Origin of the sequence: Actinoplanes sp. NPDC023801 (genome assembly GCF_040639655.1) — a bacterium.
Classification (GTDB): Bacteria; Actinomycetota; Actinomycetes; order Mycobacteriales; family Micromonosporaceae; genus Actinoplanes.
Genome location: NZ_JBFAAI010000015.1, coordinates 42,553 through 68,065 on the forward strand (window position 1 = coordinate 42,553; position 25,513 = coordinate 68,065).

Consider the following 25,513-nt stretch of genomic DNA (forward strand, 5'->3'; position numbering starts at 1 on the left):
CGGTCAGTCCCGCACCAGTTCGGCGCCCGCGTCACGCCAGGCGATCACGCCGCCGGCCAGCGATCGGGCATCGGGGTGACCCATCCTGGTCAGCAGGGCCGCGTACCGGGCCGACTTCTCCCCCACCGGGCACACCAGCAGCACCGGCTGACGGCGGCTGAACGGCAGGCCGTCGTGCAGCATCTCGGCGAACCGGTCGTCGACGATGTTGATCGACCGGTCGATGTGCAGTGCCCGGTAGGCGAACGGGCTGCGCAGGTCCACCACCAGCGGACCGTCGGTGTCGATCCACTCCCGTGCCTCGGCCACGCCGACACTCCGCGCGCCCGCCAGGTCCTCGCCGGTGAGGTGGCGCACCGAGTTGGCCCGGGCCGGCTGCTGGAACAGGGTGGGACGCCGCTCCCGCAGGTAGCTCATGTAGCTCTCGACCCGGTCGCAGACGATGAACACCGCGGTCCGGCGCTCGGTCAGTTCGGCGTCGACACCGCGCAGGTAGCGCACCGCACCCTGGTAGGCGCCACCGCCGGTCGGCCCGGCCAGGGTTCCGCAGCGGCGTACCAGAGTGAGGAGGCCGTCGATCGCCTCGTCGGAGCTGACCGCCTCGATGGCGTCGTAGACGCCCGGATCGAACAGGCCGACCTCGTGCACCTCGTCGATGTCGCGGATACCCGGGATGAAGTCGGACTTCTCCGCGACCAGCCCGACCACGGTGACACCCGGGTCGTGCTCGCGCAGCACCCGGGCCACCCCGCTCGACGAGCCGGCGGTGCCGACGCAGGCGATGAAGTAGTCCGGCGCCCGGCCACCGAGGTCGGCGATGATCTCCGGGCCGGTGCCCCGTACGTGGGCCTCGACGTTGAGGTCGTTGAAGTACTGGTCGGTGTGCAGGTAGCCGGCACCGTCGGCGGACACCGCGTGGTACATCCGGGTGAGCGGGTCGTCGGTGTCGTCCGGGTCGAGGCATTCCGACCGGCCCGGCAGTTCGTCGATCTGCGCGCCGAGCAGCAGCAACAGGTCCTTGATCTCGGGTACCCGCATGCGGTTGGTGACACTGCGGAACGGCAGCCCGTGCATGCCGGCGATCACCGCCAGAGCCTTGGCCGTGTTGCCGCTGGACAGCTCGACCACGGTCTCGCCGCGTTCGGCGGCCGCGGCCAGGCGATGGCGGGACATGTTCCACGCGGCCCGGTCCTTGACCGAGCCGAACGGGTTGAACAACTCCATCTTCGCGTACAGGTCGATGTTGCGCAGGCCGTGCACAGCCGCGTCGATGCGCACCAGTGGCGTGTCGCCGATGACGTCGGTGACGCTGTCGTACCTCACCCGTTGATCTCCTCCCGGCCCGTGACGGGCCAGTACCGCTCGTCCAGGCACCACCGCCAGTCGTCGCCGGTCCGGAAGGCGGCAATCGTACGGGCGGTGGGCTGCATCAGCGCGTGGCCGGCGCTGAAATCCATCAGGTAACCGGCGGTGTTGACGAAGACCAGCAGGTCACCGACCCGAGGCAGTCGCGGCAGGAAGATCTTGCGCCGGGTCACGAAGTCGGCTTCCAGGCACAGATTCCCGGTCAGATACACACCGGCCGGTCCCTCAGGTCCGGGTTCGCCCCGGGAGACCAGCAGCGGATCCATCTGTACGCCGTGCTGCTCCAGTCCCAGGTCGGTGCCGTTGCCGGCGACCCGGACCAGCGTCTCGCCCCGCCCGTCGCCGCGGACCTCCTCGACGCGCAGCAGCACCGCCCCGCACTGGTCGAGCAGCGCCCGTCCCGGTTCGGTGTGCAGGTCGTACAGACTGTCGAGCAGCAGCGTCCCGAGCGGCCGCCGGTGCGCCGCCGAAGCGGTCCGCAGCAGCCGGTCGAGGTAGACGGGCCCGGCCACCGACCGGTGCGCCGGGTAGACGCTGAGCGCGCCGCGGAGGGTGCCCGCCTCGTTGCGCAGCCCGTAACCGTGCCCGTTCCAGGTCAGCGGGGGCCGCTTGCCGAGCACCGCGCCGGTCAGCTCGGTGGTCCACGCCTCCCACTGCTTCTCGTCGTCCAGATAGTTGATCCCGAATCCGCCGCCGATGTCGACGGCGCGCGGGCGTAGTCCACGCTGGACGGCCTCGTCCATGGCGTGCAGGCAGCCCTCCAGAGCGGCGGCCTTCTCGGGCAGCCCGGTGGTGTCGAGGTGGTAGGCGACGCCGTGCAGGTCGAGCTGGTCGCGATGCTTCTCGAGGGTGTCCCAGAGCGCGGCGGTGCCGGTTGCCGGGATGCCGAAGCGGCTGGCCCGCGACATCACGTTGGTCCCGGTGGTGACGAAGCCGGACAGCCGGGCCATCACCCGGACCCTCGGCAGGCCGTACGCGGTGACCAGCGCGGCCGTCTCGGCCAGCTCATCGATCGAGTCGGCGTTGACGATCACTCCGGTACGGGCGGCCAGCCACAGGTATTCGCGGCTCTTCGGCCCGGTCGCCATGATGCGCGCGGGTCCGAACCCCGCGCCGAGCGCGTGCTGCAGCTCGCCCAGCGACGCGACGTCGATGCCGGCGTCGGTGGCGGCGAGCGCCCGGGTCAGTGCCGCGGACCGGTTCGCCTTGTGTGCGAAGTAGACGCCGCCACTGAGGTGATGGGCCCGGTACACGTCCCGGAACTCGGCCACGTTGCGCGCGAGCCGGTCGGGCAGTACGAGGTTGACCGGTGAGCCGAGCGCGTCGACGACCTGATGGAGCCAGGCGGGATCGTCCAGCAGGGACCCGAGGTCGCCTTCGACACGCGGTCGCAGGAACGGAACCATTTCACCCCCGTGTCGACACCGGTTCAGCCCGAACGTAATCCATGAACCGGGCGGGGCCAAGAGGATGATCACCACATCGTGAGGCGGCGACTACTCTATGCAACGCTGTGCATATCGCCACACCTCTATATGCCCTCGCCCGGACCTCCTGACATTACAATGAAAATCGTTTCCAACAGAAGGCACGGCGCAACAGTTCCCACGTACGAGGAGACACCCGCGGGCCGCGCACCTCACGATCACATCCGGCCGGGCCGGGCGTCACCACCAGTAGTTGTCCTGCGGCCGGTACGGGGTCTCCAGCTCGATGATCTCGTCGTCGGTGAGTTTCAGGTCCAGGGCCGCGACGGCGTCCTGCAGGTGGTGCGGCTTGGTGGCGCCCACGATCGGACAGGAGACGACCGGTTTGGACAGCACCCAGGCCAGCGCGACCCTGGCCATCGGGACGCCGCGGCCCTCGGCGACCCTCTCGATCGCGTGCACCACCGGCTCGTCGGCGTCACGGTCGAACGCCGTGGCCACCCGGTCCGAGGCCGACCGTTCCGTCGCGTGGCCCCACGGCCGGGCGGCGCGCCCCTTCGCCAGCGGCGAGTACGGGGTCAGCCCGACACCCTGATCGAGGCACATCGGGATCATGTCCCGCTCCTCCTCCCGCTTGAGGACGTTGTATTGGTCCTGCATGGCCGCGAAGGCGGTCCACCCGTTCAGCACGGCGGCGTGCTGCAGCTTGGCGAACTGCCAGGCCCACATCGACGACGCGCCGAGGTAACGGACCTTGCCCGCCCGGACCAGGTCGTCGAGCGCCCGCATGGTCTCCTCGACCGGCGTCTCCGGGTCGAACCGGTGGACGTAGTAGACGTCGATGTAGTCGGTACCGAGGCGCCGCAGCGAGGCGTCGGCCTGCTCGAGGATCGCCCGGCGCGACAGGCCGCTGCCACCCGGTCCGTCGTGCATCCGCCCGCTGACCTTGGTGGCCAGCACGATGTCCTCCCGGCGGGCGAAGCGCCGGACGGCCCGCCCGACGAACTCCTCCGAGCTGCCGCCCTGGTAGACGTTGGCGGTGTCCCAGAAGTTCACACCCAGCTCGGCGGCCTGCCGGAAGAACGGCGCCGCAGCCTCCTCGCCGAGGGTCCACGAGTGCATGCCGGCCGCGGCATCGCCGTAACTCATGCACCCCAGCCCTACCCGGCTGACCCTCAGCCCGGTCCGTCCCAGTCTGGTGAACTCCACCTCAGCACCTCCGTCACGGCGCCACCAGCGTACGGCCCGGCCCGAGGCGCTCGTTGTAGGCGGCGACGACGTCGCGGGCCAGCGGATTCGACCGTGACAGCGAACCGCCGCCACCGGTGCTGCCGTGGATGGCGCGCGCACCTCCCGGTGCACCTGCATCGCCGCCTCCTCCTCCGCGGCGAGTTCGACCCGGTAGGTGTCGTACGGGCGCACCGCCTTGCGATCCCGGTCGGCGGCCAGCAACAGCCGGGACCTCCTGCCGCGGGGTGAGGCCTTCGATGACCCAGCGGTCCATCAGAAGGTCCGGACCTTCCACCTCGAGCGCGACGCGTCTGCGGTGCTGGCCGTCGAGGACGTAGCAGTGGCCGTCGGTGCGCCGGGAGACGATGAGGACCAGCATCAGGCCCGGGTCCCACATCCGTTTGAGGGTGGTGGCCCAGCCTCCCTGGAACTGCCGCTGCGCGTCGAGGCGAGGATCGACTTGCAACTGCGACACCGGGATCGCCCGGTGGTACTTCACGAGCCTGTTCTGAGGCATGGGTCGTTCCTTCCGGATGCGGTGCCGGTGGGATTCATGTCAGGTCGACGGTGCGCAGATAGCCGAGCCGGTGATAGGCGCCGGGATCGAGCGTGGCGACGACGCATCGGTACGACAGTGCGAGAAGCGCGGTGTGCGCGATCAGGTAGGCCGGCGACGAGACCGCGATGTGGCAACCGGCGTCGTCCACCGCGTCCACCAGCGCCGTCCCGACCGTCTGACTGTCCAGCCGGGCGTACGAGACGAGCACCTCAGCGTCGAGAATGACGTGCGGAAACGGAACCGCCGAAACACGGAACCGATGACCGGTCACTCCCTGTACGCGTCTGATTAATCCGTCGATCTGAGTCTCCTCCGGATCGGCTCTGCGAATCTCGCGCAGGCACGGAAGGAGGTTCTGGTAAATGCCGTCGAAGACTCTCCCGGTGGCGTGGTGTTCGCCGATGATGCGATTCGCCACCGTGGATCGCCAGCCATGTCCGTCGCTCACGGTCGGCGATGTCAAATACCGCCTCCGAAGAGCCGCAACCGCCACGGATTCGCTGGTCGCACCAAGTGGGACAAGCAGCTGTCGAGCGACATTCCCATCGGTCGGCGACGCTCGTCGCACACCATCGCACACCGGAGCTATTGCTACCCGCCTGACCTCTTTGACATCATTTTATTGCGCATTTTCTTGTCGGGAGCCTTCCCGGCATGCGTTTTCGTCCCGGCAGCACTGCCAGCATGTCGGAAATTGAAAGAAAAGAAGTTCGAGGCCTGTCCGGATAGTGGGACGGCAGACCGACACGCCCGACACGCCTACTCACCCGAACGGCCTTCGCGTGTCACTGCGCGGCATTGTTGAATGGCCGCCATGCCCAAGGTGAAGATCAGCCACGATGACCATGCGATGTTCACGGAAGCCGCGGCCTCGGCGGGCCTGACCGTCGGCGACTGGCTCGCCGCCACCGCCCGGAAGCACGCCACCGTCGCCCCGGACCGTCTGTGGTCCGACGTGATGGCGTGGCTCAGCCACGTCATCGCCTCCGACCAGCAGCGCGCCTACCTCGGCCGGGCCCGGATCGACACGATCGTCGGGAACACCGTCATCATCGCCGTGCCCGACTCGTACACCCGCGACATCATCGAGACGCGGCTGCGCGCGGTCATCGCCCAGACCCTTGCCGACCACCTGCGGCGCCCGGTTCAGATCGCCGTGATCATCGACTAGCGTCAGCGGCTTAGTCAGCGAACTTGTGAGTTTGCGGCTCTCCCGAGGGCGCAAGCTCACAAGATCGCGGCGCAGTCGGCAGGCGGGAGGACGGCGGTGGCGTGAGCCATGGGATGAGAGCCGTGGCGTGAGCCGTGGCCTACGCCCAGACGGCGCGGAGGCGGTCCGCCTCGGCGGCGGCCTGCGCGTAGCCGGCCTCGGCGGCCGGACGGCGGCGGGCCGGATCCAGCACGTTGGCGCCGATCGCGCGGACAGCGGCCGCGTCCGGTGACACCACGACACCGCGTACGTCCGCCCCGAGGCTCCTCAGCTGCACGTCCGGGCGCCCGGCACGCCGGGCCGAACGGACCGTCGGCGCCAGCACCGCCACCTGACGGCTGCCCTCGGCAAGGTCGGCGTTCGCGACCGAGCGCACACCGCCGTCGACGTAGCGGACCCCGCCGATCGTCACCGGCGGCCACACGAGCGGCACCGCACAGCTGGCGGCGACGGCGTCGACAAGCGAGACACCGCTGGAGGCGTCGAAAACCCGTACGACCCCGGTCTCCGCCTCGACCGCCACGATCCGCAACCGGACCGCCGGCCAGCCGCCGTCACCGATGCGGCGGGCGATCACCGCACGCCGTTCCGCCTCCGGGATCGTCCGGGTGCGCAGCGCCCGCCGGCCGAGCCAGGCGCGGCCCCGCACCGGATCGCCCGGCCAGAGACCGGCGACCGCGAAACCCAGCATCACCCCGGGACCGATGCGGGCGGACATCTCGCCGGTCGCATCGGCGAGCTGTGCTTCGAAGAGATCCCTCAGCGGTACGCCGGAAAGCACCTGTGCGGCCACCGAGGACCCGGCCGACGTACCGACGAACAGACCGGCGTCCGTCAGATCGACACCACGTTCGGCCAGGCCGTGCAGAAGCCCGATCTCCCAGGCGACACCGGTGACGCCGCCACCGCCAAGCACGAGAGCCTTCCCGTCAACACCCATGAATGAGATCCAAGCACGGGAACGCCGCGATGACAGCCACCGGAACGCTGATCGGTGGCCGGATGCGGCCGGTGCCGTCTTCGACCGCCCGGCACCCGGATCCGCCGTTTCGATCAGCCGGACCGGCCCGGCCAGCCGTCCCGGGGAGCGTGCACGGTCAGCGGTCCGCCTCCCGGCAGTTCCACCACGGTTCCGCCTGCGCCGTCCCGGATGAGGTCCCGGACGACGGCCACGACCTCCGACGGCGGGATCAGCGGGCCGGACCGGTCCCGTTCGGCTGCGCTCATGCGTTCCCACTGCGCGTGGGCGCGGTCCAGCCCGATCCAGTCCGGCACCACGCACATCACCCGCACCCCGTCGAGGGCGCCGAGGCTCGAGGTCAGCCGGATCAGACCGGCCTTGGCCGCCCCGTACTCGGGCGAACCGTAAGGATCGAAACCGACGCCCCCACTGGAGGCGACGTTGACGACCGCACCACCACCGTGGGCGCGCATCGGCTCCAGAACGAGCTGGGTGAGTCTCATCGGCGCGACGAGGTTCAGCTGGATCGTCGCGCCCCACTCGGCGGCGGTCGCCGCCGGGTACTGCCGCCCCGGAGTCCAGCCTCCCGCGTTGTTGACGAGCACCCGCGGGCCGCCGAGTTCGCGCGCGGCCGCCACGATCCGATCGAGATCGGCATCGTCACGCACATCGGCACGCACCGCGCGGGCCGGCACTCCGTACCCCTCCACCAGTGCGGCGCAGGTGTGCGCGGCCCGCTCGTCGACGTCGGCCACCACCACGCCGTACCCGGCCCCGGCCAGGCCGAGCGCGATCTCCCGGCCCAGTCCGCCGCCACCACCGGTGATGATGGCGATGTCCGTCATGGCCCGCTGGTACCCACCCGCCGGATGTCGCATACCGGCCGGCTGACCCCGCGCCTTGTCCGAGAATGGTCGGGGTGGAGAGAGGAGGCCACGGTGACGGCCATTCCGCAGGCGTACCCGCTGTGGTGCGCGACCCTGGACGGTGAGGACGTACGCGTCGGCCGCGTCTTCGGCTGGATGTCGGACCTGTTGTCGCCCGAGCCGGTCGCCGCCGAGAAGATCGCCGACTCGTCGGCGGCCACCGGTGCCGACGCCCGGTTCTCCCCGCTGGTGACGTGGGACCCGCCGCGCGGCGGGCTGGTGGCCGGCGGGCTGGTGCGGTGCGGCCGGGACGCGAGGAACCAGTTCGTGCCGCTGCGTTTCGGCGACACCCGCGAGGAGGCGATCGCGGCGGTGCGGACCACCCGGTAGCCCGACGCCGGCGGGTGTCTCCCCGCGATGGCACTCAAGGTGACCGACGTCTACTACGGACTCGAGTCGCCCGCGGACGGCGGGTCCTCGGTCGCTGCCGGCTGGCGGGTCAGTGCGGACCTGCCCTGGTACGTGCCGCCGACGATCGTGGGCGGGATCCGCCGGGCGGAGGTTCGTGACCAGTTCCGCCGGTACCGCGATCAGGCCCCGGACTCGGGTATGCGCAGCTGGGCCGCCACCCTGGCAGCCCTCCCCTGACCAGCTGGGCATCAGCGTTGTCTCGGCGGGTGTTTCCCGATCCGTTCTCGCCGGTAGCGTGAGCAGTGACCGACAGGCCAGGCCCTCCGCGTTCGTGCTGCCGTCACGGTGACGCCCGGCTGCCTCTTCACCACGAAGGAGACCGCCGATGTCCGAGACCGGCGTCATCCATGACATCGGGTACCAGCGGTACTCCGGTCCCCGGCTCGGCCGCGTCGCGATGCAGCGGGCCCTCTTCGTGCACGGGTTGCGCGCCGCCTTCGGGTCCGGCCGCTCCGCCAAGGCGAAGATCTTCCCCTGGCTCGTGGCCGCCATCATGTTGCTGGTCGCCGTCATCGTGGCGGCTGCCCGCTCGATCACCGGACAGGTCTTCTTCACCTACTTCCAGTACGCCGACCAGATGAGCTTGCTGATCATCTTCTTCGCGGCGATCGTCGCACCGCAGCTGGTCTCCCGCGACTTGCGGGCCGGAGTGCTGCCGCTCTACTTCAGCCGGCCGTTGCGGGCCGCCGACTACGTCATCGCCAAGGTCGCCGCCATGACGGCCGCGACCTGGCTGCTGCTCGGCGTACCGCAGTTCATCATGTTCCTCGGCGCCGCGTTCACCACCAAGACCGGCGTCCGCGGGGTGTTCAACGAGCTCGGGGATCTGCTGCCCGGCTGGGCCTACAGCCTGCTCTGGGCGGTGACGTTCGCCGCTGTCAGTCTGCTGGTCGCGTCGCTCACCGGGAAGCAGGCGTTCGCCGCCGGTGGCGTCGTGGCGGTCTTCATGATGACCATCCCGATCGTCGGCGTGCTGGCCTCGCTGCCGAACACCACCGCCAACAGCCTGTCCGGGCTGGCCAGCCCGACCTTCCTGATCGCAGGCGTCGGCGAGTGGCTCACCCGGGGGGAGAGCGAGCTGGACGTGGGCGTGGGCAGGTTCGGCCCGATCTACGGCATCGAGGCGGCGTGCCTGGTCACCGCTTGCTTGCTGCTCCTGCTCGCCCGCTACCGCAAGGTGTCCTCGCTGTGATCACCCCACCGCAACGCCGGTCACCCGGCTGACGCCAGCAGCCACGCTCCGGCATCGGTGCGCGACAGCTGGCCCGGGGTGGCTGATCAGATGAAGGTGAACAGGCGGTCCGGTACGGGCTGCGACCCGGTGCCGTCGAGACGGTGCATGCCGACCCGGAACCGGGCATCGGACGGGCTGGTGAAGGCCAGCTCGTGGAAGCCGTGTTCCGCGAAACAGTCCGCTACGCGGGCGCTCGCGTCCGGGCCGCCGTCGCCTCGGCCACGGGTCCAGATCACGATCCCGCCGGGCACCAGCAGGGACGGCAGGGCCGCGACGGTACGGCGTACGTCCGCGCCGGTGATGTTGCCGAAGACCCCGCAGGCCAGCAGCACGTGCGCGGGCGCGGTGTCGCGGTAGGTGTCCGCACGGCCCGCGTCCCCCGTGCGTACGTCCACGTCGGGCAGGTGAAGTTCGGCGGCCGTCTCCCGGGCCCGGCGCGCCAGCTCCGGATCGAGTTCGGCGAGCACCGCACGGACCGCCCGGCCCCGCGGGTGGCGTGCCAGGACGGGCAGCACGTCCCGGCCGTCACCGGCGCACATGCTGATCAGGCGGCGCTGACCGTCGGGGCCGGCCAGTGCCTCGGTCAACGCCCGCTCCAGGTACGCCCGGACGACCTCCAGCCGCCGCGCCAGTGAGGAACCGGCCGTGCCGTAATCCTCGTGCCAGCGGAGCCAGTCCTTCGCCATCCGGCCATCCTGGCAGACGCGGCACCACGACGCGGTCACGCGCCGAAGACGTACGCCACGGATCGCGCCGGTGTCCGGGAGTCACCTTCAGCGCCGCGCTGCCCGGTCGTCCAGATGTTCCAGCAGCTCGAAGGCGGCCCGCATGACGTCGCGGTGCCGCCACTCGGCCGCGCGGTACAGGCAGGCGATCAGGCCGCTGCGGTGGACCCGGCGGAAGTCGCCGTAGACGAACGCGTGCCGGGCCTTGGTCTCGTCGCGGGCGCCGTCGGTGAGGCCGAGATGCCATGCGGCGTACTCGGGCCAGCTGTGGGACTCCAGGTAGGTGTTGCCGGCCGCGGCGTTCGGCTGGACGTCTCCCCAGTCGCTGTCGAGTACGTACTGCCGGGCGTCGATGAGCCGCCGGGCGTGGGCGACCGCTGCCTTGTTCAACTGGTAGGACGCCATGGCCGCCGGGTACCCGCCGTCCTTTCCGGCGAAACGGCGGGTTGGGCGGAGCCGAGCCGGGGAATGCCGTGGGCGACCCGCCGCCGGCGGAGATGTCGAAGGAGATCGAGATGCGTGCTCTGCTGACCACCCTGGCCGTTTTCGCGGTGGTGCTGATTCTGCTCGGCCTGTTCCTGAAGGCCGTCAAGTGGTTGCTGATCATCGGCGTGCTCGCCCTGGCGGCGACGATCGTGCTCGGTGTGGTCAAGGGACGCCGGACGCTGCGGTAGTCCGCCCCGGTCTCGAGCAGACCGAGGCCGGGACTGCCGTCACTCGGCAGCCCCGGCCTCTGGTGCCCGTCGGTGGAGCTCAGCCCCAGTAACCGGTGGACCAGTCGTCGCTGGCCCAGAAGCGGCCGGTCCAGGTGCCGGCGGCCCAGAAGCGACCGTTCCAGGTGCGGCCGCTCCAGGCCGGGTCGGTCCAGCTGCTGGTGCCGCCCCAGGCGCCGCCCGCCCAGGTGGCCGGACCCCAGGTCTTGGAGGCGTACGAGGTGCCGGTCCAGCCGTCGGCGGCCATCCGGTGACCCATCCAGGTGCCGCCCGACCAGGCGGTCTCCGCCTTCGTCCGGGCCGCCCAGGCGGTCGTGTCGAAGGGGCCGAAGATCGACTTCTGACCGGTCAGGGTGACGTTGTTGGCGACCACGTGGCTGGAGCCGCGGGTGGCTTCGAGGGTGCCGCTGCCGTCGGAGTCTCCGCTCGTCCAGGTCTGGCCGGGGGTGGCCGCGAGTGCCATGTTGACATCGATCTGCTTGGCGCCCTGGCCGCCGGCGAGCAGCTTCGGCAGCCAGACGCCCTGCATGAGGACGCTCTTGAGCTGGCCCGGGGTGAGGGCCGGCCGCGCCTGCAGGACGAGAGCGGCGGCGGCCGCGGTGACGGCGGCGGCCTGTGAGGTGCCGCTGCCACGGAACAGGGTGTCTCCGACGCGGGCGGACGGGAAGCCGTTGTCGACGTTGGAGCCGGGAACACGCAGGGACGGGATGGAGGAGCCGGGGGCGAGCAGGTCGAGCGGGCGGCCGTTGGTGGACAGGTTGGTGAAGCTGGTCAGGGTGTCGTCGGCCGGGTCGGTGGTGCCGTTCGGGGCGGTCGCGCCGACGGAGAGGGCGTAGTAGTCGGCGGCGGGGTGGGTGAGCTTGCCGTAGCCGTTGCCCTGGTTCCCGGCGGCCGCGACCACCATGATGCCGGCCTTCCAGGCCTGTTGCACGGCCAGCGACAGCGGGTCGTTCCAGACCGTGGGGTTGCCGCCCGTGCCGTACGACAGGCTGATGACCTTGATCGGGTTCAACGGGTCATGGTTGCGGTTCTCGACCACCCAGTCGATCGCGGCGATCATCTGGGTGACGTCGACGGCGCCGTTCGCGGTGCCGACCTTGATGGAGGTGAGCTTGGCACCGGGGGCGATGCCCCTGGTCCCGGTGGCGGCGTCGTTGCCGATGATGATGCCGGCCATGTGCGTGCCGTGGCCGTAGGTGTCGAGGTAGCGCAGGCTGCCGCTCTGCGACTCGAAGGACAGGTCGGGGCCGTTGACGACCTGGGCTGCCGGGATACCGGGCACCGGGGCGACCCCGGTGTCGATCAGGGCAATGCCGACGCCCTTGCCGGTGAGGCTCCGGGCGGCCCCGGTATCGGCACCGATGGTGGTGCGTACCTGGGCGAGCGTGGTGGTCGCCGAGGTGGTGCCGCCGTTGCTGAGCCAGATCCCGGACCAGTCGTCGGCACCGAGTCCGGCTCTGGTCGGGGCGGCCTGCGCCGGGGCGGCTGCCGCCAGCGCGAGCGGGAGGACACCGGCGGCGATCGCGGCGGTGGCCATCCGCGCCCGGCGGCGCAGGGAGTTACGAGCACGCATGTAATGCGCCTCCTTGTGGGTCGTTCCGGGCGGAATTCACCCGGCTCGCCATCGAGAGTGGGGGCACAAGTCGGGAAAGTCATTAGTATCCGGATGGTTGCAGCGGGTCCGGCGCCTGATCAGAACCGGACGTCGGCTCGCGCGGTGGCCGCTCGGGCAGATTCCCGGAATTGTCTTCAGGACGGTGCCGTGCCCGTCGATGTGGGCTACCGGTCCAGGTCGAGCACCTGGTCGATGACCAGGTCCGGCGGCGCGGCCCGCCCGGCGGCCGCGAACGTCCGCTCACCCAGCGCCGACCGGGCCGACACCAGGACGGACTCGCGTTGCGGGCGGCTCTCCGGCGGTACCGGCAGCCGGAACCGTTCCCGCAGCGCGTCGGTGACGGCGAGCAGGCGTACGGCCAGTTCCGGCTCCCGGCCGACGATCAGTTCCGCCACGCTCTCCAGCGAGATGGTCAGGCCCTCGTGATCGCCGACCTCCTGCCGGCGCTGGATCGACTCCTGCAGGAGCCGCAGCGCCCCGGCAGCGTCGCCGGACGCGCTCGCCACCGTGCCCAGCTGGTGCAACGCCATCGCCTCACCGAACATGTCACCGAGGTCGCGGCTCAGCGCGAGGCTCTCGGTGAGTACGTCCCGGGCCTCGGGAAGCCGGTCCTGGGCACGCAGCACATCACCGAGCACCTCCAGGCCGAGCAGGATCCCGCCGCTGTTGCCGGCCGCCCGTTCCCGGGCCAGGCACTCGTTGATGTACTCGCCGGCCCGCTCGACGCGGCCGACGCGCAGCGACAGCTTGGCGAGGTTGCCGAGCGCCATCGCGGTCCCCCGGTCCTCGCCCAGCTCCTGCCAGATGGCCAGGCTCTGCCGGAAGTGCTCCTCGGCGTCCGGGTACCGCCCGGCGGCCAGGCGCGCGGCGCCGAGCACGTTGTGGGCCTGGGCGGTGGCCACCCGGTCGCCGGCCGCCCGGGCCAGTTCCAGGCCACGCAGCCCGAGATCGGTAGCGGTCAGGTGGTCGTCCTGGGTGGCGGCGAGAACGGCGGCCGGGTAGTACAGCCGCGCGTCGCCGGTGGCGGCGAGCACGCGGTCCATCCACTCGCGGCCCTCGCGGATGTGGCTGCCCTGCCGCCAGTACCGCCACAGGCCCAGGCAGATCCGGGCCGCACTGTCCGGGTCGCCCGCGCGCAGGGCCCGGTCGATCGCCGATCGCAGATTCGGATAGTCACGTTCCAGCCGGTCCGCCCAGTTCAGCTGTTCGGGCGACTCCATCCCGGCGGCGGCCCGCTCGGCGAACGAGGCGAAGTACGCGGCGTGCCGGGCTTCGGCGCGATCGTGCGGGTAGGCGGCGGCGCGCACCTCGGCGGCGTACGCCCGTACGGTCTCGAGCATCCGGTAGCGCCGGCCGTCATCGGTCATCTCCACCGTGAGCAGGCTCTTGGCGGCCAGCGTCGCCAGGACCCCGGCGAGGTCGACCGCACTTCCATCGGTACGGCACACCGCCGTGGCCGCCTCCACGCCGCAGCCCCCGGTGAACACCGACAGCGTGACCAGGATCCGCTGCTGGTCCTCGGTGAGCAGTTCCAGACTCCAGTCGATGGCCCCGCGCAGCGTCTGCTGACGTCGCGGCCGGTGCCGCGGGCCGTCGCCGAGAGCGGCCAGGCGACCGCCCAGGTCGGCCAGCAGCGCGGCCGGTTCGGCACGGTCGGCGCCGGCCGCCGCCAGTTCGATGGCCAGCGGCAGACCGTCGAGCAGCCGGCACAGCTCGACGACCGCGGGCAGGTTCGCGGGCGTCAGCTGGAAGTCCGGCCGCGCCGCGGTGGCGCGCTGCTCGAACAGGGCGACAGCCGGCGACCGCAGCCGCGCCTGGGTCACCCCGGCCACTCCGGCCGACAGTCCGCCGGGGTCGGGCACCCCGAGCGCCGGCACCCGGTAGATCTGCTCGCCGTAGAGTCCGAGCGCCTCCCGGCTGGTGACCAGCACGGTCACCGCGGGGGCCGCCGCGAGCACCTGCTCGACCAGCGGGGCGGTCTCGATGACGTGCTCGAAGTTGTCGAGCACCAGCAGCAGCCCGGCTCCGGACAGGTGGTCGAGCAGCGAGTCCAGCGGATCCTGTCCCGGTGACTCGTCCACCCGCAGGGCCCGCGCGACGGCCGCGATCACGAGATCCTCGCCGGTGCTGGTGTCCAGCGGGACGAAGACGGCCCCGTCGTCGAAGTCTGCGGCGGCCACCGCCGCGGCGGCGAGTGCGAGGCGGGTCTTGCCGATGCCGCCCATCCCGACCAGCGTCACCAGCCGGGAGGTGCGCAGCAGGCGGCTCACCTGGTCGCGCTCGTCGTCGCGGCCGATCAGCTGGGTCATCTGCGCGGGCAGGCGGGTCCGGCTGCGGTCGTTGCGCAACAGGGCCGGGTTGACGGTCCAGCCGCCGGTGCTGCTCGGAATGAGGCCGCCCCGATCGCGCAGCCGCTCGAGTTCGGCCGCGGCCGGAGCGGGCAGGCCACCGCTCTGCCGGGCCAGCCAGGTGACCAGCGTCCGGCTCGGTTCGCCGCGCAGCACCGACCGCAGCCAGATCCGGATGACCGCCGGCGACCAGGCGTGCAGTTCGGTGCCGGCGAGTTCGGGCAGTGCGGGCGCCGGCACGGCAGAGGTGGTCGTCACCGCGTACACCACCCCGAAGACGGCCGGCTGCCGGTCGGCGGGGGCGGCGAGAACGGCGGCGACCACGTCCGCGACCAGGGGGGATGCCGCCGTGTCGGCGAGCAGCAGGGTGCGCTGCGGCTCCTCGGGCAACGTCAGCCGGCCGTCGGCTGTCACGTCGGCGACCGCGTAGCCGCGCAGACCGGCCAGGCGGCGGATCTCGTCGAGGAACCGGGTGTGCCCGGCGCCCGGCTGTCCCGTCACCCGCAGAGCACCGCGCCCGCCGGACTCCAGGCGGGTGAGGAACTCGTGCACCGTGGCCAGAGCGGCGTCGCGTTCCCACAGCCGCCCCGGCCCGGCCTCCTGCGCGACGTCGGTGTCATCGGCGACCGCACAGCCCCGGCCACGGCGCTTGGCCAGGAAGTTGCGGCGGTCGGCGCAGGCCAGCAGGGCGAGCTGGTCGGTGCCGTCGTCCGGGAACGCGGCCACCCCGAGGCTCACCGACAGGTGCAGGGGCGGGTCGCCGGGGAACTCGGCGGCCTTGACGGTGTCGATCAGGTGTACGGCCAGGCGTAGTCCGCCGGTGCGGCCGATGCCGGGCAACAGCACCACGAATTCGTCACCGCCGTAGCGGAACAGCACGTCGCCGTCACGCAGGGCGCCGGTCACGGTGGCGGCCAGTTCCCGCAGGACGTCGTCGCCGCGCAGGTGGCCGTACACATCGTTGACGGTCTTGAAGAAGTCGACGTCGAACAGCAGCAGCGCCAGCGTGCCACCGGTCCGGCCGGCGCGGGCGATCTCCTCGTCGATGCGCCGTTGCATGGCGGCGCGGCCCAGTGCGCCGGTCAGCGCATCGGCGAGGCCGGCGTCGACCGTGCCGCCGTCCACCCCCGCCATGATTCAACTCTACGGAGCAGCGTGCCTGATTCCGGCGGATTCGGGGCAGAACCGTGTCAGGGTGCCGCGCGCCGGGCCCGGTAGGCGGCGGCCTTGGCCCGGTTCTGGCAGTTCAGGCCGCAGAACCGGCGGGACGCGTTCCCGGCGCCTGAGCTCGCGGCCCGGCGGACGGCACCGGGCCACGAACATCACCCGAACGGCCAGGCCGGTACGGCTCCCCTGCGATTAGCGTCGTGTTGTGACCGGTACCAGACTGCGCCTCGTCCTCGCCGCGCTGGCCGTACTGCTCCTCGCGGGTGGCGGATCGTGGTGGTTCCTCCAGCGCGATCCGGAGCAGCCGGCACCGGTCGCCGAGCAGCCAGAGGCGCCGGACCAGCAGGCCCAGGAGGACGCGGTGGCGCTGATCCGCGGGCTGCCGGCCGCATTCGCCTCCGGTGACGTGACGAAGCTGTCCAGCGAATGGAAAGCCGAACGCCCCGACCTGGCGAAGGCGTTGCCCGCCGGGAGCACCGTGGAGCCGGACGAGAAGTCCTGGCACCGGTCCGGGAACCTCGCCTCGATGGACGCCGTCGCCACCGCGCCCGGCGAGAAGGCGCGGTCGTACTCGGTCGTCATGGTTCTCGAGGACGGGACGTGGCGGATCTCCGGGACCTACGCGAAGGCCGGCTCGTGAGGCGCCAGCTGCTCGCCCTGGCCGCCGCACTGCTCGTGACCGTGCCGGGTGGACTTGCCGCGGCCCCGGCGACGGCCGCGGCCCCCCACTGCGGGCAGGTACGGAGGGCGGCATTCGCCGACGGGGTCAAGGCAGCGAAGCCGCACGCCGACGGCAAGTACACGCCGATCATCCTGGTGCACGGGTTCATCAGCGACCCGGGCATGTGGGCCAAGAAGGTCGAGCACACGGTGCGATCCCTCGACAAGCCCAAGGTGGATCGCAGCATCCTGGGCAACCTGCAGGCGCTACCGGGTGCGGCCGTGTACACCGTCGACTACTCCGCCACGGCCCGCCGCTGGTTCGCCGACCCCGGCGGAGGCGGGGAGGCGTTCCTGAAGGTCAGTGACTGCGTGGCCGGGGATCCGGCATTCGCGGGACATCCCGCCGTGGTGGTGGGGCACTCGATGGGTGGGCTCATCGCGCGGTGGGCCGACGCGCCGGGAGCCGCGGAGCGGCGCAAGGCGACCGGGCTGGTGATCACGATCGGAACACCGTACGAGGGATCATGGCTCTCCGCTCTCGGCAACGGGGCAGGCGGCCGCGCGCGGGACCTGCTGTTCCTGGCGGAGAGCGCCTGCGGCGACAACCGGTTCACCTCTGCCGAACCCTGCCGCTGGCTGCGCGACGCCCGGGAGTTCCTGGCGACCACGAAGGCGTTCGTACCGGGCAGCCCCGAGCTGCGGAAACTGTCGAAATGGCCGTCCGGCGTACGAGTCGAGACGCTGACGAGCAGCGCGGTGGTTTCCGGTGTGGCCGGCCTGTTCCGGCTCGGCGGCGGCTCCGTCGACCTGGGTGACATCGTCGTCGGCCGGGCGTCGGCCACCGCCGGCGACCATCCGCAGAGGATCGCTGAATGCCGGTACACGGCGGACAGCCTGAGGGTCGGCGCCAACACCGTGCTGGAGAGATTCGGCAGGCGCCTTGACAGCAACACCGACATCCCGGTGTGGCTGGGGCTGCTCGGTTCCTGCCTCCACATCCACGAGGCCAACCTGCTGGAACACAGCGCGGAGATCCTGGGGGCGGTCGCCGAGGAGCTGCGCCGGTACGACCCGGCGCCGCTGCCGGCATCCGCCGAGCTGCGCCGGCAGGGCGCCTGCCGGGCGGCGTGCCGGATCACCGGTCACGTGTCGTTCGTCCACCCGTCCTGGGGGCAGGTCATCCTGATCACCACGCTGGCGGCCGGCGACGAGGTACGGGAGGCGAACATCGTGGTCACCGACGCCTCACGTACCGTCCGCTGGCACCACTTCGGCGGCGACTGGTTCGAGCTGTCCATCGCGAAGCCCGCGCCCGACCGGGCCGGCAACTACTTCCTCGACTACAACCCCGGCCGCTACAACGGGGTGATCGTGCTGCGCCCGAGGACCGGTGGCTTCGACGACTTCACGACGATGCCACCGGAGGACGACTACGTGGCGCCGTTCTACTACGCCGAGCACCGGGATGTGGACGGCGACGGCACCCTGGAGATCGAGAAGTTCGAGAACGACTGCGACCCCTCCTGCGCGGAGGGCACGATCACCACCTCGATCCACCGCTGGACCGGCCGCGGCTACCAGCCGTGACACGGCAACGAGGTCACGAGCGTGTCGCGGCGAAGTGCGGCTCGGCGGCCTCGAGTCGCGGCGCCGGCACGTTCAGCCGGCGCGCTTCGGCGAGGGTGTCCCGGCAGACGGCGCGCAACTCCTCGGGATTGGCGTGGGCCTCCGTCACCCGCCGCATCGGCGGGAAGTGACCGAAGAGCCAGGCCAGCACCGGCGCGGTCAGCCACACCGGAGCGGTGAACGGCCGCATTTCGCCCTGGTGGCGTCGCGGGTCGACGCCGCGGGCCTCGAGCAGCGGCAGGAGCTCGCGGGTGGCGAGGACCGCCTCCCGAACGCTGCCCGGCTTGCCGGCCAGTGCGGCCAGGGAGCCCAGTTTCAGGCTCTGCGTGTGCAGGCCGGCGTTCTGGATGAAGTGGACGAACAGCCAGCCGCGGAAGTCGTCGGTCTCCCGGAGCCGGAACCCGGCGTCGCGGAACACCGTGCGCACGGCCTTCGCCCGTTCGTCCGGTGGTCCGCCGAGGGTGCCGAGGAACACCATGGGCAGCAGAGCCGCCCGAAGCACACCGTTGTCATCGAATCCGCCGCCCGCGCCAGGGAACCCCCAGGTCACCTGCCCGGCGGGCAGCGCGTCGACGGCGGCCGAGGGCTCCACCCACAGGTTGTTGAAGATCAGCACGGTCGCCGCACCCACGCGCGGCCCGAGGAACGACATCGCCTCGGCGAAGTGGTAGTGCTGGACGCTCACCACGATCAGGTCGAAGTCGTGGTCCGGCTCGAGCGTCTCGCGGTAGCGCACCGGCCATCTCTCGGTGACCTGCCGCCCGCGTAACCGGCGCCGCGCATCGAGCAGGTCCAGGTCGATCGTGTTCCCGTACTCCGCGGCCCGGCCGGGACGCACGAAGAACTCGATCTCGTGCCCGGCCTGCTCCAGTGCCCACCCGTAGGCCGCGGCGATGACGCCCCGGCCGAACATCAGGATCCGCATGCCCACCCCTATAATTGGAGATCGTCTCCACTTACAAGATATGGAGACAGTTTCCGTTTGTCAAAGGAGGCGCCGGGTGACCACTGGCAAACCGTTGCGCGCCGATGCCCGGCGCAACCGTGACGCCCTGCTCGCCAAGGCCCGTGAGCTGTTCGCCGACGGCTGCTTCGACATGCGTTTCGACGACTTCGCGCGGCTCGCCGGGGTGGGCACCGGCACCCTCTACCGGCACTTCCCCACCCGCGAGGCACTTGCCGAGGCGGTCTACCGCTCCGAACTCGACGCGATGTGCGCCCGTGGCCGCGAGCTGCGGGACACTCTGCCCGCGGCGAAGGCGCTCGCGGCCTTCCTGCGCGACCTGGTCGACCATCTGGAAGCCCATCAGGGCCTGGCCCGTACGCTCGCCACCCTCATGGCCGCGCAGTCGGGCCCACTCGCCGAGGGCGGTCGTGAGCTGAGCCAGGTCATCGCCGGCCTGCTCGCCGCGGGCGTCGAGGAGGGCAGCATCCGCGACGACGTGGGAGTCGGCGCCGTCATGATGGCTCTGCAGGGCATCTGTACGGCCTGCGGCCGGCCGGGCTCGCGAGCCGACGCCGACGGTACCGTCACCCTGGTGCTCGACGGGCTCCGCTCCCCGGCGCCGCCGCTCAGCGGTGGCGGTTGAGCAAGGCCCTCGCGACCACGGCGACGTGGGGCAGATGATCGACCGTGACCAGTCGCGCGGCGCCGCCCGGCCCGCGAACCCCCACCGCGAAGCCGCCGCCGGGAACGACCGCCACGGCCGCGAACTCGCCGGGCACCGGACGGTCGACGACGATCACCGAGCGGCCGGGGCCCGCCAGTTCGGCCGGCGGCAGCGCGACGCCGGGCAGGCCGACGTCCGCGCTGGACATCACCACCACCGCGGTGTCGTGGGCGGCGACGACATCACGCAGGCGGCCCAGCGCGGCGGCGATGTCGTCCGCGGTGGCCACCGACGGAGCCGCCACGGCCGCGGCGCAGTCGTAGGCGCTGCCGGTCGTCTCGTGGAAGCCGGGCCGGGGCGGGCGCAGCATGCCGGCGGCCGTCATGTCGTACCGATGGGGCTGCTCGATGCCTCCGGGGCGGCCGAAGAACCAGCCCTGGCCCCAGCGTGCGCCGAGGAGCCGCGCGGTCGCCAGGTCGTCGGCGGTTTCGATGCCCTCGGCGATGACCAGCGCGCCGGTACGTTCGGCTTCGGCACGCACGACCGCACAGACGGTGCGGGTGTGCTCGCTGCCGGGGTCGCGCAGCAGGCTCATGTCGAGCTTGATGACCTCCGGCTCGATCAGCGGCAGGAACGCCAGTGACATCGGATCGACGCCGACGTCGTCGAGGGCCAGGCCGTTGCCCCAGTCCTGGGTTCGTCCGGCGATGCGCAGCATGCTGCCGGGCACTGCGGGCAGAGCGCGTTCGGTGAACTCGACGACCTGGCGGAACGGCAGGCCGCCGGAGACGAGTTCGACGAGCCGCGGGGACAGCGGCTGGTCGAGGACCGCCGGTTCGGCGTTGGTGAACAGCAGCGGCGGCGGCTGCGGGGCCGCGATCGCCAGCTCGAGGGAACGTTCCGAGCAGAGCAGGTCCAGGTCGCCGAGGCAGCCGGCCTCCCGGGCGGCCGCGAAGAGGCGATCGGGGTATTCCAGGCCGGTGCCGGCCGGGCCGCGGGCGAGAGCCTCCAGGCCGACCACCCGGCGGGTGGCGAGATCGACGATGGGCTGGAACAGCGGCTGCACCAGCCGGCCGGACAGCACCTGGTCGATGGTGGCGCCGGCGGGAGCCACCATGGGGGCGTACACGGCTCGGTTCATCGTCGCTCCTGTGCCGGCGGGATCTGGGCGCTCCCCTATCGGCGGGCCGGTCCGGGGTTCAAGAGTTCCCGGGCCACTACCGGCCGCATGGCCCTCACCGACTCGCCCCGGATCGGCGACCACCACCGGCAGCCCGGCCGCCTCCGGGCGGGAAACCGGCTTTGAAGCAACAGCTTAAATTGGTGATCGTGGGCCCGAACACCTCGCCGGCTGGATCCCCGGCAGCGATCTCGCCATGGTCGCAGGTCGCGGCCCTGGTCGCACTGATGACCGTGGTCGTCGGCGCCCTGCTGACCGCCTTCGCCTGGCCCACCGCCCAGTCCGCGGTGCACGACGTGCCGATCGCCTTGGCCGGGCCGGCACCCGCGGTCGAGCAGGTCGTTACCGCGCCGGGGCAACGCCGGCCGGGCTCGTTCGGCATCATCCGGGTGACCGGTACCGCAGCGGCCGAGGCTGCCATGCTCGACCGCGAGGTGGACGAGGCGATCGACGTAAGCACCGGTAAGACGCATGTCCTCCCCGCCTCGGCGGCCAGCCTCGTCGTCGCGCAGACCCCGCGGCAGATCGCCACGGCGCCGGGGCAGGCCACCGGCAGCACGCCGGCGACGACGGTGCCCGTGCCTGACATCACCGCCAGGCCCACCGACGGCCCGCGCGGCGCCGGCCTGGCCGCCGCGGCGCTGCCATTGGTGGCCGGTATCGCCGCCACAAGCCTGCTGACGCTGCGCGTCCGCGATGTCAACGGCCGGAGGGCCGGGGCGCTGACCCAGGTGGCCGGGGCGCTGACCTTCGCCGGGACCGGCGGGTTTGCCATTGCCGCCATCATGGAGGTCTCGCTTCATTCGATCACCGGCGACTACCTCACCGACGCCGGAATCCTGGCACTTGCCCTTGCCGCCCTCGCCGTGACGTTTCTCGGCTTCCGCGCCCTGGAGAAGGCTGAAACCGTTCAGAAGAAGGATGAGGCAGGGGACGACGAGGCCCAGATCGTCCGGGCACTCGGGCAGCCGCCGGAGCCCGTCGCGATCCGGGTCGCGCTGAAGTGGCGACATCTCGACGAGCCATGGCGGGGATGGCTGCGGCGCTCGGGTGCCGGGGTGGACCTGTTCAACCGGTGGAACGAATCGAGCGAACACGTCGCGCTGCTCGGCGAGGACGCTTATCGGGAACAGTTGGTCCAGGTGCTCTCCCGGGTGGTTCCGCGTGACTGTGCAGCCTCCGGATTCGGCTGCACCCGGCGGATCGACCGGCGCTGCCGGGAGCCGGAGACCTGCTCGCAGGATCCTTCCGGGGATGCCGGCGAAGCCGTCCACCGGGAAGGCCCTCTGCCCGGTGGGTGTGACCACTATTACGGCTGGCGGGGCGATGAGGATCCACTGAGGGTTCGCTTCAGCGCCGGCAATCGGCATCGCGCGGTGGAGTGGGACGGACGGATCTGGATCGACGGAGTTCCCATTGCCGAGGACCACATCCTCGACGAGTACGGGGATTGGCTCGACGACCGGTTCTTCGTGACCTCCGCGCGGACATTCGACGAGGCTTCCACGACCCGGTCGGTGATCGTGCACGACGCCGACCGGGGATCGACGGTGATCGTAGTGCCCACGGTTCATGAGAAATGGACGAAGCCGACGGTGGTGCGGGACGGCGGCGTGCTACTGGTATACCCGGACCGGACGGGCGGTGCGCCGGCCCGAACTTTGCCGGTTCACCGGTAGTTTGCTGACTTCGCACCGGTGTGTCGAACGCTCCCACCGCACCTTCCCCGACGGCTGGGCCTCAACCGACCCCACACCGCCATCGGCAACCGGACACCCATCACCAGGTTGAGCAACCTGGCTGGGCATCACAGCCAGCCGGGTCGGACCGCGGGCCGCGGGTTGCGGCATCATCGTCGGATGACGGCGCAACCTCTGGCGCTGCGCGACGCACTGGAACAATGCGCCGACGCGGCCGACAAAGTCGGTTTCACTTTGCTCGACGGCCGGGAGTTCCTCGGCTGGGTCGCCGATCTGGACGGCGAACGAGCGTTGCTGATGTGGGCATCGAGCCCGATGCACGCCATGTCGACCAACGGCGCCGAGTGGAATCCGGACGACGAGTGGGTGCCGTTGAGCGCGATCGATGCCGGCACCGTCGCCCGCCGCGACAAGGCGTCCCGGCGATGGGTACCGCTCTGCTGACGCCTCGCCGCTCATCGACGGCCCGTGGGCCCACCAGCCCTCCGGTCTGTTCACGTGAACGCCGCGCCCCTGAGGCCGATCGTCGCCGTGCACGGTGACTAGCTCCCACCTGCCCCGGGCTTCCAGGCCGGACAGCACACGGATCGCGTTGTGGCGGTTCCCACGGCGGTTCGGCGGTGAAGACCGGCGCAGCCGGGAACGGGTCAGGGCGTCCACCCGTCCCAGAAAGCATGACGAGAAGATTCGAGCGCATCCTCATGATGACGGCTGTCGCTTCGGTGATCTTCATCCTGCCGATCGTGATATCCGTGTTGAGCCGGCCGACTGCGGGATGCGCGTGCAGCAGCTCACCCGACCTGACGCCGGCGGGCCAGACCGCCGCCCGGTTCGCGGGCCTGGTCCGCGCCGGTGACTCGGCCGGTGCCTGGGCTCTGCTGACCGATGATGCGCAGAAGCGTTACGGCAATCCGGCGCGGTTCGGGCCGGTGTTGGAGCGGCTTGCTGCCGCAGACCGGCAGGCGGCGGGCGAATGGCACATCGTTTCCGATCACTATGCCGGTGGTGTCCCGCGCGACGTGGTGCTCGCCCGGTATACCGGCCCACAACACTTGTTCGCCGTCGTCGTGGTGCGGTTCTCGTGGAACCGGCCGGATGCGAACCGGGTCGACCCAGAGCCGCCCGGCCCGACCGTGCGAGTGACTGGTAACGGCACGGCCGGGCTTCAGGTCACCGGTGTCGACCCGCACGAACTTCCGCGGTTCCTGCTGGTGAACCCGGCGGGGGAAGCCCGGAAGCTGGTTTCCAGCCAGGCGCCAGAGGGCGGCCACCGGCTGACGGTGCCGGATGGTGCCCGCTCAGGACATGCTCTGCTGGCTGTCGCGATGCCGTCCGTCTCCGGGTGGAGCGTCGCCGCAGTGCCGATCATGCCGGGCACGGGTGGCAGAGACGCTGATGGCCGTCACCGTGCAGCGTTGCCCACGGGCGCGGCTGAGCCAGGGCGTACACCAGACGCAACGCCGGGAACAGCGGGAACCGAACGCGGGCGGTGAGCCAGGCGCGGGCGAACGACCGGGACCGTCCGGAATGACGCCGGTAGGTCCGCCCGGTCATCAGCACGTACTCACGGCAGGCGCCGAACCGGTTGGCGATCCGCCGCGCCGACGTACCGGCCCGCATCCCGGCCGCACGGGCTCCGGGACCTTCCTCGACGGTCAGTCGTCGCCGGCGAGGATCGCGCCGGTCACCGCGTCGACGTCGACCTTGCGTTCGTCACCGGCCAGCCGGAATTCCATCTCCCAGATCGGCCCGCCGGCCCGCTCGTCGAGTTCGGCCTCGAGCACCCGGGCGCCGGGGAACCGGCGTACGACGATGTCGGCCGCCTGCACGGCGTTGACCGGGCGCGGGCCGAAGCGTGCGTCGAGGTCCGGGTCGATCTCGATCTCGAACCCGGCGCGGGAACCGGTACGTTCCACCCGGTCGCCGGCCGTCGCCAGGGCGGTTCCCATGGCCAGGGGCACGACGACGCCGGCCGTCGTCACCGCGATCAACAAACTTCTGCGCATGGCTTCCTCCTACGATTTCCGATGACGTCCGGCAGTACGTGCCAGGGGACGCCGGCGGCTCGGCACCGGCGGAACCCTGGCGGCGCCCTGGCAGATTCCTGGATCTCGGGTACGGCCCGCCCGGGGAGACCGGGACTTTCAGCCGGGCACGACCAGGCGGAAGCCGACGCCGCGCCGGTTCTCGATCCACCGCGGATCGCCGAGCTTGCGGCGCAGCGTGGCGACATGGAAGTCAAGCGTCTTGCCCGGTCCGAAGAAGTTCGGCTCCCACACCGTCTCGAGGATCCGGCGCCGGTCCACGACCGCGCCCGGATCGGCCGCGAGCAGCACGAGCAGCTGGTACTCCTTCGGCGTCAAGGCCAGCGGCGTGCCGGAAAGGAAGGCCTCACGGGTCCGATCGTCGATCGTCAGCGGCCCCAGTGCCGTGGTCGGCGCCGGCTCACGCGGCGGGGCCGGACGCATACGGCGTCCGACGGCCCGCATCCGGGCGACGAGTTCGCGGGTGCTGAACGGTTTGGGCAGGTAGTCGTCGGCGCCGATCTCGAGGCCCAGGACCCGGTCGGTCTCGTCGCCACGGGCGGTCAGCATGATGATCGGAACGTCACTGACCTGCCGCAGCCGCCGGCACACGTCGATGCCGTCGATGTCGGGCAGGCCGAGGTCGAGCAGGACGAAGTCACCGGGCGGTGCGCTCAACGCCTCCGCGCCGGTGCCGACCCGGTCGGTACGGATGCCGTATCGGCTCAGCCCTTCGGCGAGCGGCTCGGCTATCGAATCGTCGTCCTCCACCAGCAGAACCCGCACTGTGCCTCCCTGAGCAGCGGAAATTCCGGCGCC

Annotated in this window: 26 protein-coding genes and 1 pseudogene; 11 read left to right on the forward strand and 16 right to left on the reverse strand. The window is 71.3% G+C overall.

All coding sequences use genetic code 11. The features are described from left to right. Nucleotides 1-3 precede the first annotated feature (3 nt). The 5 genes from AB0G04_RS25335 to AB0G04_RS25355 all read right to left on the reverse strand — a co-directional run bounded on the left by AB0G04_RS25335 (nt 4) and on the right by AB0G04_RS25355 (nt 5,029). Nucleotides 4-1,323: a pyridoxal-phosphate dependent enzyme gene (locus AB0G04_RS25335; protein ID WP_360987343.1), complete on the reverse strand. Its 1,320-nt coding sequence runs from the start codon at nt 1,321-1,323 to the stop codon at nt 4-6. Beyond that, entirely contained in the window at nt 1,320-2,771 is a 1,452-nt protein-coding gene (locus tag AB0G04_RS25340) for a Y4yA family PLP-dependent enzyme (protein ID WP_360987345.1), read from the reverse strand. The genes AB0G04_RS25335 and AB0G04_RS25340 overlap by 4 nt, the downstream gene beginning before the upstream one ends. A 261-nt stretch (nt 2,772-3,032) precedes the next feature. Then, nucleotides 3,033-4,001 carry an aldo/keto reductase gene (locus tag AB0G04_RS25345; protein ID WP_360987347.1) on the reverse strand — a complete coding sequence of 323 codons (969 nt, stop codon included), beginning with the start codon at nt 3,999-4,001 and terminating at the stop codon, nt 3,033-3,035. A gap of 13 nt (nt 4,002-4,014) precedes the next feature. Beyond that, complete coding sequence (locus AB0G04_RS25350; protein WP_360987349.1) at nt 4,015-4,539, reverse strand: hypothetical protein; 525 nt, start codon at nt 4,537-4,539, stop codon at nt 4,015-4,017. Between the two features lie 34 nt (nt 4,540-4,573). Then, complete coding sequence (locus AB0G04_RS25355) at nt 4,574-5,029, reverse strand: hypothetical protein (protein ID WP_360987351.1); 456 nt, start codon at nt 5,027-5,029, stop codon at nt 4,574-4,576. 366 nt (nt 5,030-5,395) lie between these two features. Here AB0G04_RS25355 and AB0G04_RS25360 point away from each other — a divergent pair, with 366 nt between their 5' ends. After that, nucleotides 5,396-5,752, forward strand: a complete 357-nt coding sequence (locus AB0G04_RS25360) for a hypothetical protein (protein WP_360987353.1) — start codon at nt 5,396-5,398, stop codon at nt 5,750-5,752. Between the two features lie 139 nt (nt 5,753-5,891). On the opposite strand, the gene AB0G04_RS25365 is transcribed toward AB0G04_RS25360, so the two are convergent. Both AB0G04_RS25365 and AB0G04_RS25370 read right to left on the reverse strand, forming a co-directional pair. After that, nucleotides 5,892-6,731, reverse strand: coding sequence for a patatin-like phospholipase family protein (locus tag AB0G04_RS25365; protein WP_360987355.1), 840 nt, complete (start codon nt 6,729-6,731; stop codon nt 5,892-5,894). 113 nt (nt 6,732-6,844) lie between these two features. After that, on the reverse strand, nt 6,845-7,597 hold the full coding sequence (locus tag AB0G04_RS25370; RefSeq protein ID WP_360987357.1) for an SDR family oxidoreductase: 753 nt from the start codon (nt 7,595-7,597) through the stop codon (nt 6,845-6,847). A 93-nt stretch (nt 7,598-7,690) separates the two neighbouring features. Between AB0G04_RS25370 and AB0G04_RS25375 the strand changes: the two genes are divergently transcribed. From AB0G04_RS25375 to AB0G04_RS25385, 3 genes are all read left to right on the forward strand, one after another. Continuing rightward, nucleotides 7,691-8,008, forward strand: coding sequence for a hypothetical protein (locus AB0G04_RS25375; protein ID WP_360987359.1), 318 nt, complete (start codon nt 7,691-7,693; stop codon nt 8,006-8,008). A gap of 27 nt (nt 8,009-8,035) precedes the next feature. Continuing rightward, complete coding sequence (locus AB0G04_RS25380; protein ID WP_360987361.1) at nt 8,036-8,266, forward strand: hypothetical protein; 231 nt, start codon at nt 8,036-8,038, stop codon at nt 8,264-8,266. Between the two features lie 148 nt (nt 8,267-8,414). Continuing rightward, nucleotides 8,415-9,281: an ABC transporter permease gene (locus tag AB0G04_RS25385; protein ID WP_360987363.1), complete on the forward strand. Its 867-nt coding sequence runs from the start codon at nt 8,415-8,417 to the stop codon at nt 9,279-9,281. Nucleotides 9,282-9,367: 86 nt separating this feature from the next. Here AB0G04_RS25385 and AB0G04_RS25390 read toward each other — a convergent pair whose 3' ends face one another. Then, nucleotides 9,368-10,009, reverse strand: a complete 642-nt coding sequence (locus AB0G04_RS25390; RefSeq protein ID WP_360987365.1) for a class I SAM-dependent methyltransferase — start codon at nt 10,007-10,009, stop codon at nt 9,368-9,370. Nucleotides 10,010-10,096: 87 nt separating this feature from the next. Further along, entirely contained in the window at nt 10,097-10,453 is a 357-nt protein-coding gene (locus AB0G04_RS25395; RefSeq protein WP_360987367.1) for a hypothetical protein, read from the reverse strand. Nucleotides 10,454-10,563: 110 nt separating this feature from the next. On the opposite strand from AB0G04_RS25395, the gene AB0G04_RS25400 reads away from it, so the two are divergent. Continuing rightward, a complete protein-coding gene (locus tag AB0G04_RS25400; protein WP_360987369.1) occupies nt 10,564-10,722 on the forward strand; it encodes a hypothetical protein in 159 nt (52 codons plus the stop codon). 79 nt (nt 10,723-10,801) lie between these two features. On the opposite strand, the gene AB0G04_RS25405 is transcribed toward AB0G04_RS25400, so the two are convergent. From AB0G04_RS25405 to AB0G04_RS25415, 3 genes and pseudogenes are all read right to left on the reverse strand, one after another. Next, nucleotides 10,802-12,334, reverse strand: coding sequence for a S8 family serine peptidase (locus AB0G04_RS25405; protein ID WP_360987371.1), 1,533 nt, complete (start codon nt 12,332-12,334; stop codon nt 10,802-10,804). A 206-nt stretch (nt 12,335-12,540) separates the two neighbouring features. Then, nucleotides 12,541-15,858, reverse strand: a complete 3,318-nt coding sequence (locus tag AB0G04_RS25410) for a diguanylate cyclase (RefSeq protein WP_360987373.1) — start codon at nt 15,856-15,858, stop codon at nt 12,541-12,543. 56 nt (nt 15,859-15,914) lie between these two features. Next, a pseudogene (locus tag AB0G04_RS25415) lies at nt 15,915-15,989 on the reverse strand (CGNR zinc finger domain-containing protein); the annotation flags it as partial. 107 nt (nt 15,990-16,096) lie between these two features. On the opposite strand from AB0G04_RS25415, the gene AB0G04_RS25420 reads away from it, so the two are divergent. Continuing rightward, on the forward strand, nt 16,097-16,531 hold the full coding sequence (locus tag AB0G04_RS25420) for a hypothetical protein (protein WP_360987375.1): 435 nt from the start codon (nt 16,097-16,099) through the stop codon (nt 16,529-16,531). Continuing rightward, a complete protein-coding gene (locus tag AB0G04_RS25425; RefSeq protein ID WP_360987377.1) occupies nt 16,528-18,141 on the forward strand; it encodes an alpha/beta fold hydrolase in 1,614 nt (537 codons plus the stop codon). Before AB0G04_RS25420 ends, AB0G04_RS25425 begins: the two co-directional genes overlap by 4 nt. A 13-nt stretch (nt 18,142-18,154) precedes the next feature. Here AB0G04_RS25425 and AB0G04_RS25430 read toward each other — a convergent pair whose 3' ends face one another. Beyond that, nucleotides 18,155-19,105, reverse strand: coding sequence for a 2-dehydropantoate 2-reductase N-terminal domain-containing protein (locus AB0G04_RS25430; RefSeq protein ID WP_360987379.1), 951 nt, complete (start codon nt 19,103-19,105; stop codon nt 18,155-18,157). A gap of 76 nt (nt 19,106-19,181) precedes the next feature. Between AB0G04_RS25430 and AB0G04_RS25435 the strand changes: the two genes are divergently transcribed. Continuing rightward, a complete protein-coding gene (locus tag AB0G04_RS25435) occupies nt 19,182-19,769 on the forward strand; it encodes a TetR/AcrR family transcriptional regulator (protein WP_360987381.1) in 588 nt (195 codons plus the stop codon). Here the strand turns inward: AB0G04_RS25435 and AB0G04_RS25440 are convergent. Further along, nucleotides 19,753-20,931 (reverse strand): EAL domain-containing protein, encoded by a 1,179-nt coding sequence (locus tag AB0G04_RS25440; protein WP_360987383.1) that lies wholly within the window; start codon nt 20,929-20,931, stop codon nt 19,753-19,755. The two genes, AB0G04_RS25435 and AB0G04_RS25440, sit on opposite strands and share 17 nt — an antisense overlap. 188 nt (nt 20,932-21,119) lie before the next feature. Here AB0G04_RS25440 and AB0G04_RS25445 point away from each other — a divergent pair, with 188 nt between their 5' ends. The 3 genes from AB0G04_RS25445 (at nt 21,120) to AB0G04_RS25455 (ending at nt 24,163) form a co-directional block, all read left to right on the forward strand. After that, nucleotides 21,120-22,649: a hypothetical protein gene (locus tag AB0G04_RS25445; protein WP_360987385.1), complete on the forward strand. Its 1,530-nt coding sequence runs from the start codon at nt 21,120-21,122 to the stop codon at nt 22,647-22,649. Nucleotides 22,650-22,829: 180 nt separating this feature from the next. Further along, nucleotides 22,830-23,114, forward strand: a complete 285-nt coding sequence (locus tag AB0G04_RS25450) for a hypothetical protein (protein WP_360987387.1) — start codon at nt 22,830-22,832, stop codon at nt 23,112-23,114. Nucleotides 23,115-23,344: 230 nt separating this feature from the next. Further along, the gene (locus AB0G04_RS25455; RefSeq protein ID WP_360987389.1) at nt 23,345-24,163 is read left to right on the forward strand and encodes a hypothetical protein; all 819 of its coding nucleotides are present in this window, start codon (nt 23,345-23,347) and stop codon (nt 24,161-24,163) included. A gap of 162 nt (nt 24,164-24,325) precedes the next feature. Here the strand turns inward: AB0G04_RS25455 and AB0G04_RS25460 are convergent, their stop codons facing one another. Further along, entirely contained in the window at nt 24,326-24,676 is a 351-nt protein-coding gene (locus AB0G04_RS25460) for a PepSY domain-containing protein (protein ID WP_360987390.1), read from the reverse strand. 138 nt (nt 24,677-24,814) lie between these two features. After that, on the reverse strand, nt 24,815-25,480 hold the full coding sequence (locus tag AB0G04_RS25465) for a response regulator transcription factor (RefSeq protein ID WP_360987392.1): 666 nt from the start codon (nt 25,478-25,480) through the stop codon (nt 24,815-24,817). Nucleotides 25,481-25,513: the final 33 nt, after the last annotated feature.

What these genes read in the sequence shown, in the direction of transcription:
- AB0G04_RS25405 (WP_360987371.1), bottom strand. Translation starts at nt 12,334, where the DNA reads ATGCGTGCTCGTAACTCCCTGCGCCGCCGGGCGCGGATGGCCACCGCC.
- AB0G04_RS25340 (WP_360987345.1), bottom strand. Translation starts at nt 2,771, where the DNA reads ATGGTTCCGTTCCTGCGACCGCGTGTCGAAGGCGACCTCGGGTCCCTG.
- AB0G04_RS25410 (WP_360987373.1), bottom strand. Translation starts at nt 15,858, where the DNA reads ATGGCGGGGGTGGACGGCGGCACGGTCGACGCCGGCCTCGCCGATGCG.
- AB0G04_RS25350 (WP_360987349.1), bottom strand. Translation starts at nt 4,539, where the DNA reads ATGCCTCAGAACAGGCTCGTGAAGTACCACCGGGCGATCCCGGTGTCG.
- AB0G04_RS25365 (WP_360987355.1), bottom strand. Translation starts at nt 6,731, where the DNA reads ATGGGTGTTGACGGGAAGGCTCTCGTGCTTGGCGGTGGCGGCGTCACC.
- AB0G04_RS25455 (WP_360987389.1), top strand. Translation starts at nt 23,345, where the DNA reads ATGACGAGAAGATTCGAGCGCATCCTCATGATGACGGCTGTCGCTTCG.
- AB0G04_RS25360 (WP_360987353.1), top strand. Translation starts at nt 5,396, where the DNA reads ATGCCCAAGGTGAAGATCAGCCACGATGACCATGCGATGTTCACGGAA.
- AB0G04_RS25370 (WP_360987357.1), bottom strand. Translation starts at nt 7,597, where the DNA reads ATGACGGACATCGCCATCATCACCGGTGGTGGCGGCGGACTGGGCCGG.
- AB0G04_RS25380 (WP_360987361.1), top strand. Translation starts at nt 8,036, where the DNA reads ATGGCACTCAAGGTGACCGACGTCTACTACGGACTCGAGTCGCCCGCG.
- AB0G04_RS25430 (WP_360987379.1), bottom strand. Translation starts at nt 19,105, where the DNA reads ATGCGGATCCTGATGTTCGGCCGGGGCGTCATCGCCGCGGCCTACGGG.
- AB0G04_RS25460 (WP_360987390.1), bottom strand. Translation starts at nt 24,676, where the DNA reads ATGCGCAGAAGTTTGTTGATCGCGGTGACGACGGCCGGCGTCGTCGTG.
- AB0G04_RS25400 (WP_360987369.1), top strand. Translation starts at nt 10,564, where the DNA reads ATGCGTGCTCTGCTGACCACCCTGGCCGTTTTCGCGGTGGTGCTGATT.
- AB0G04_RS25450 (WP_360987387.1), top strand. Translation starts at nt 22,830, where the DNA reads ATGACGGCGCAACCTCTGGCGCTGCGCGACGCACTGGAACAATGCGCC.
- AB0G04_RS25395 (WP_360987367.1), bottom strand. Translation starts at nt 10,453, where the DNA reads ATGGCGTCCTACCAGTTGAACAAGGCAGCGGTCGCCCACGCCCGGCGG.
- AB0G04_RS25385 (WP_360987363.1), top strand. Translation starts at nt 8,415, where the DNA reads ATGTCCGAGACCGGCGTCATCCATGACATCGGGTACCAGCGGTACTCC.
- AB0G04_RS25390 (WP_360987365.1), bottom strand. Translation starts at nt 10,009, where the DNA reads ATGGCGAAGGACTGGCTCCGCTGGCACGAGGATTACGGCACGGCCGGT.
- AB0G04_RS25440 (WP_360987383.1), bottom strand. Translation starts at nt 20,931, where the DNA reads ATGAACCGAGCCGTGTACGCCCCCATGGTGGCTCCCGCCGGCGCCACC.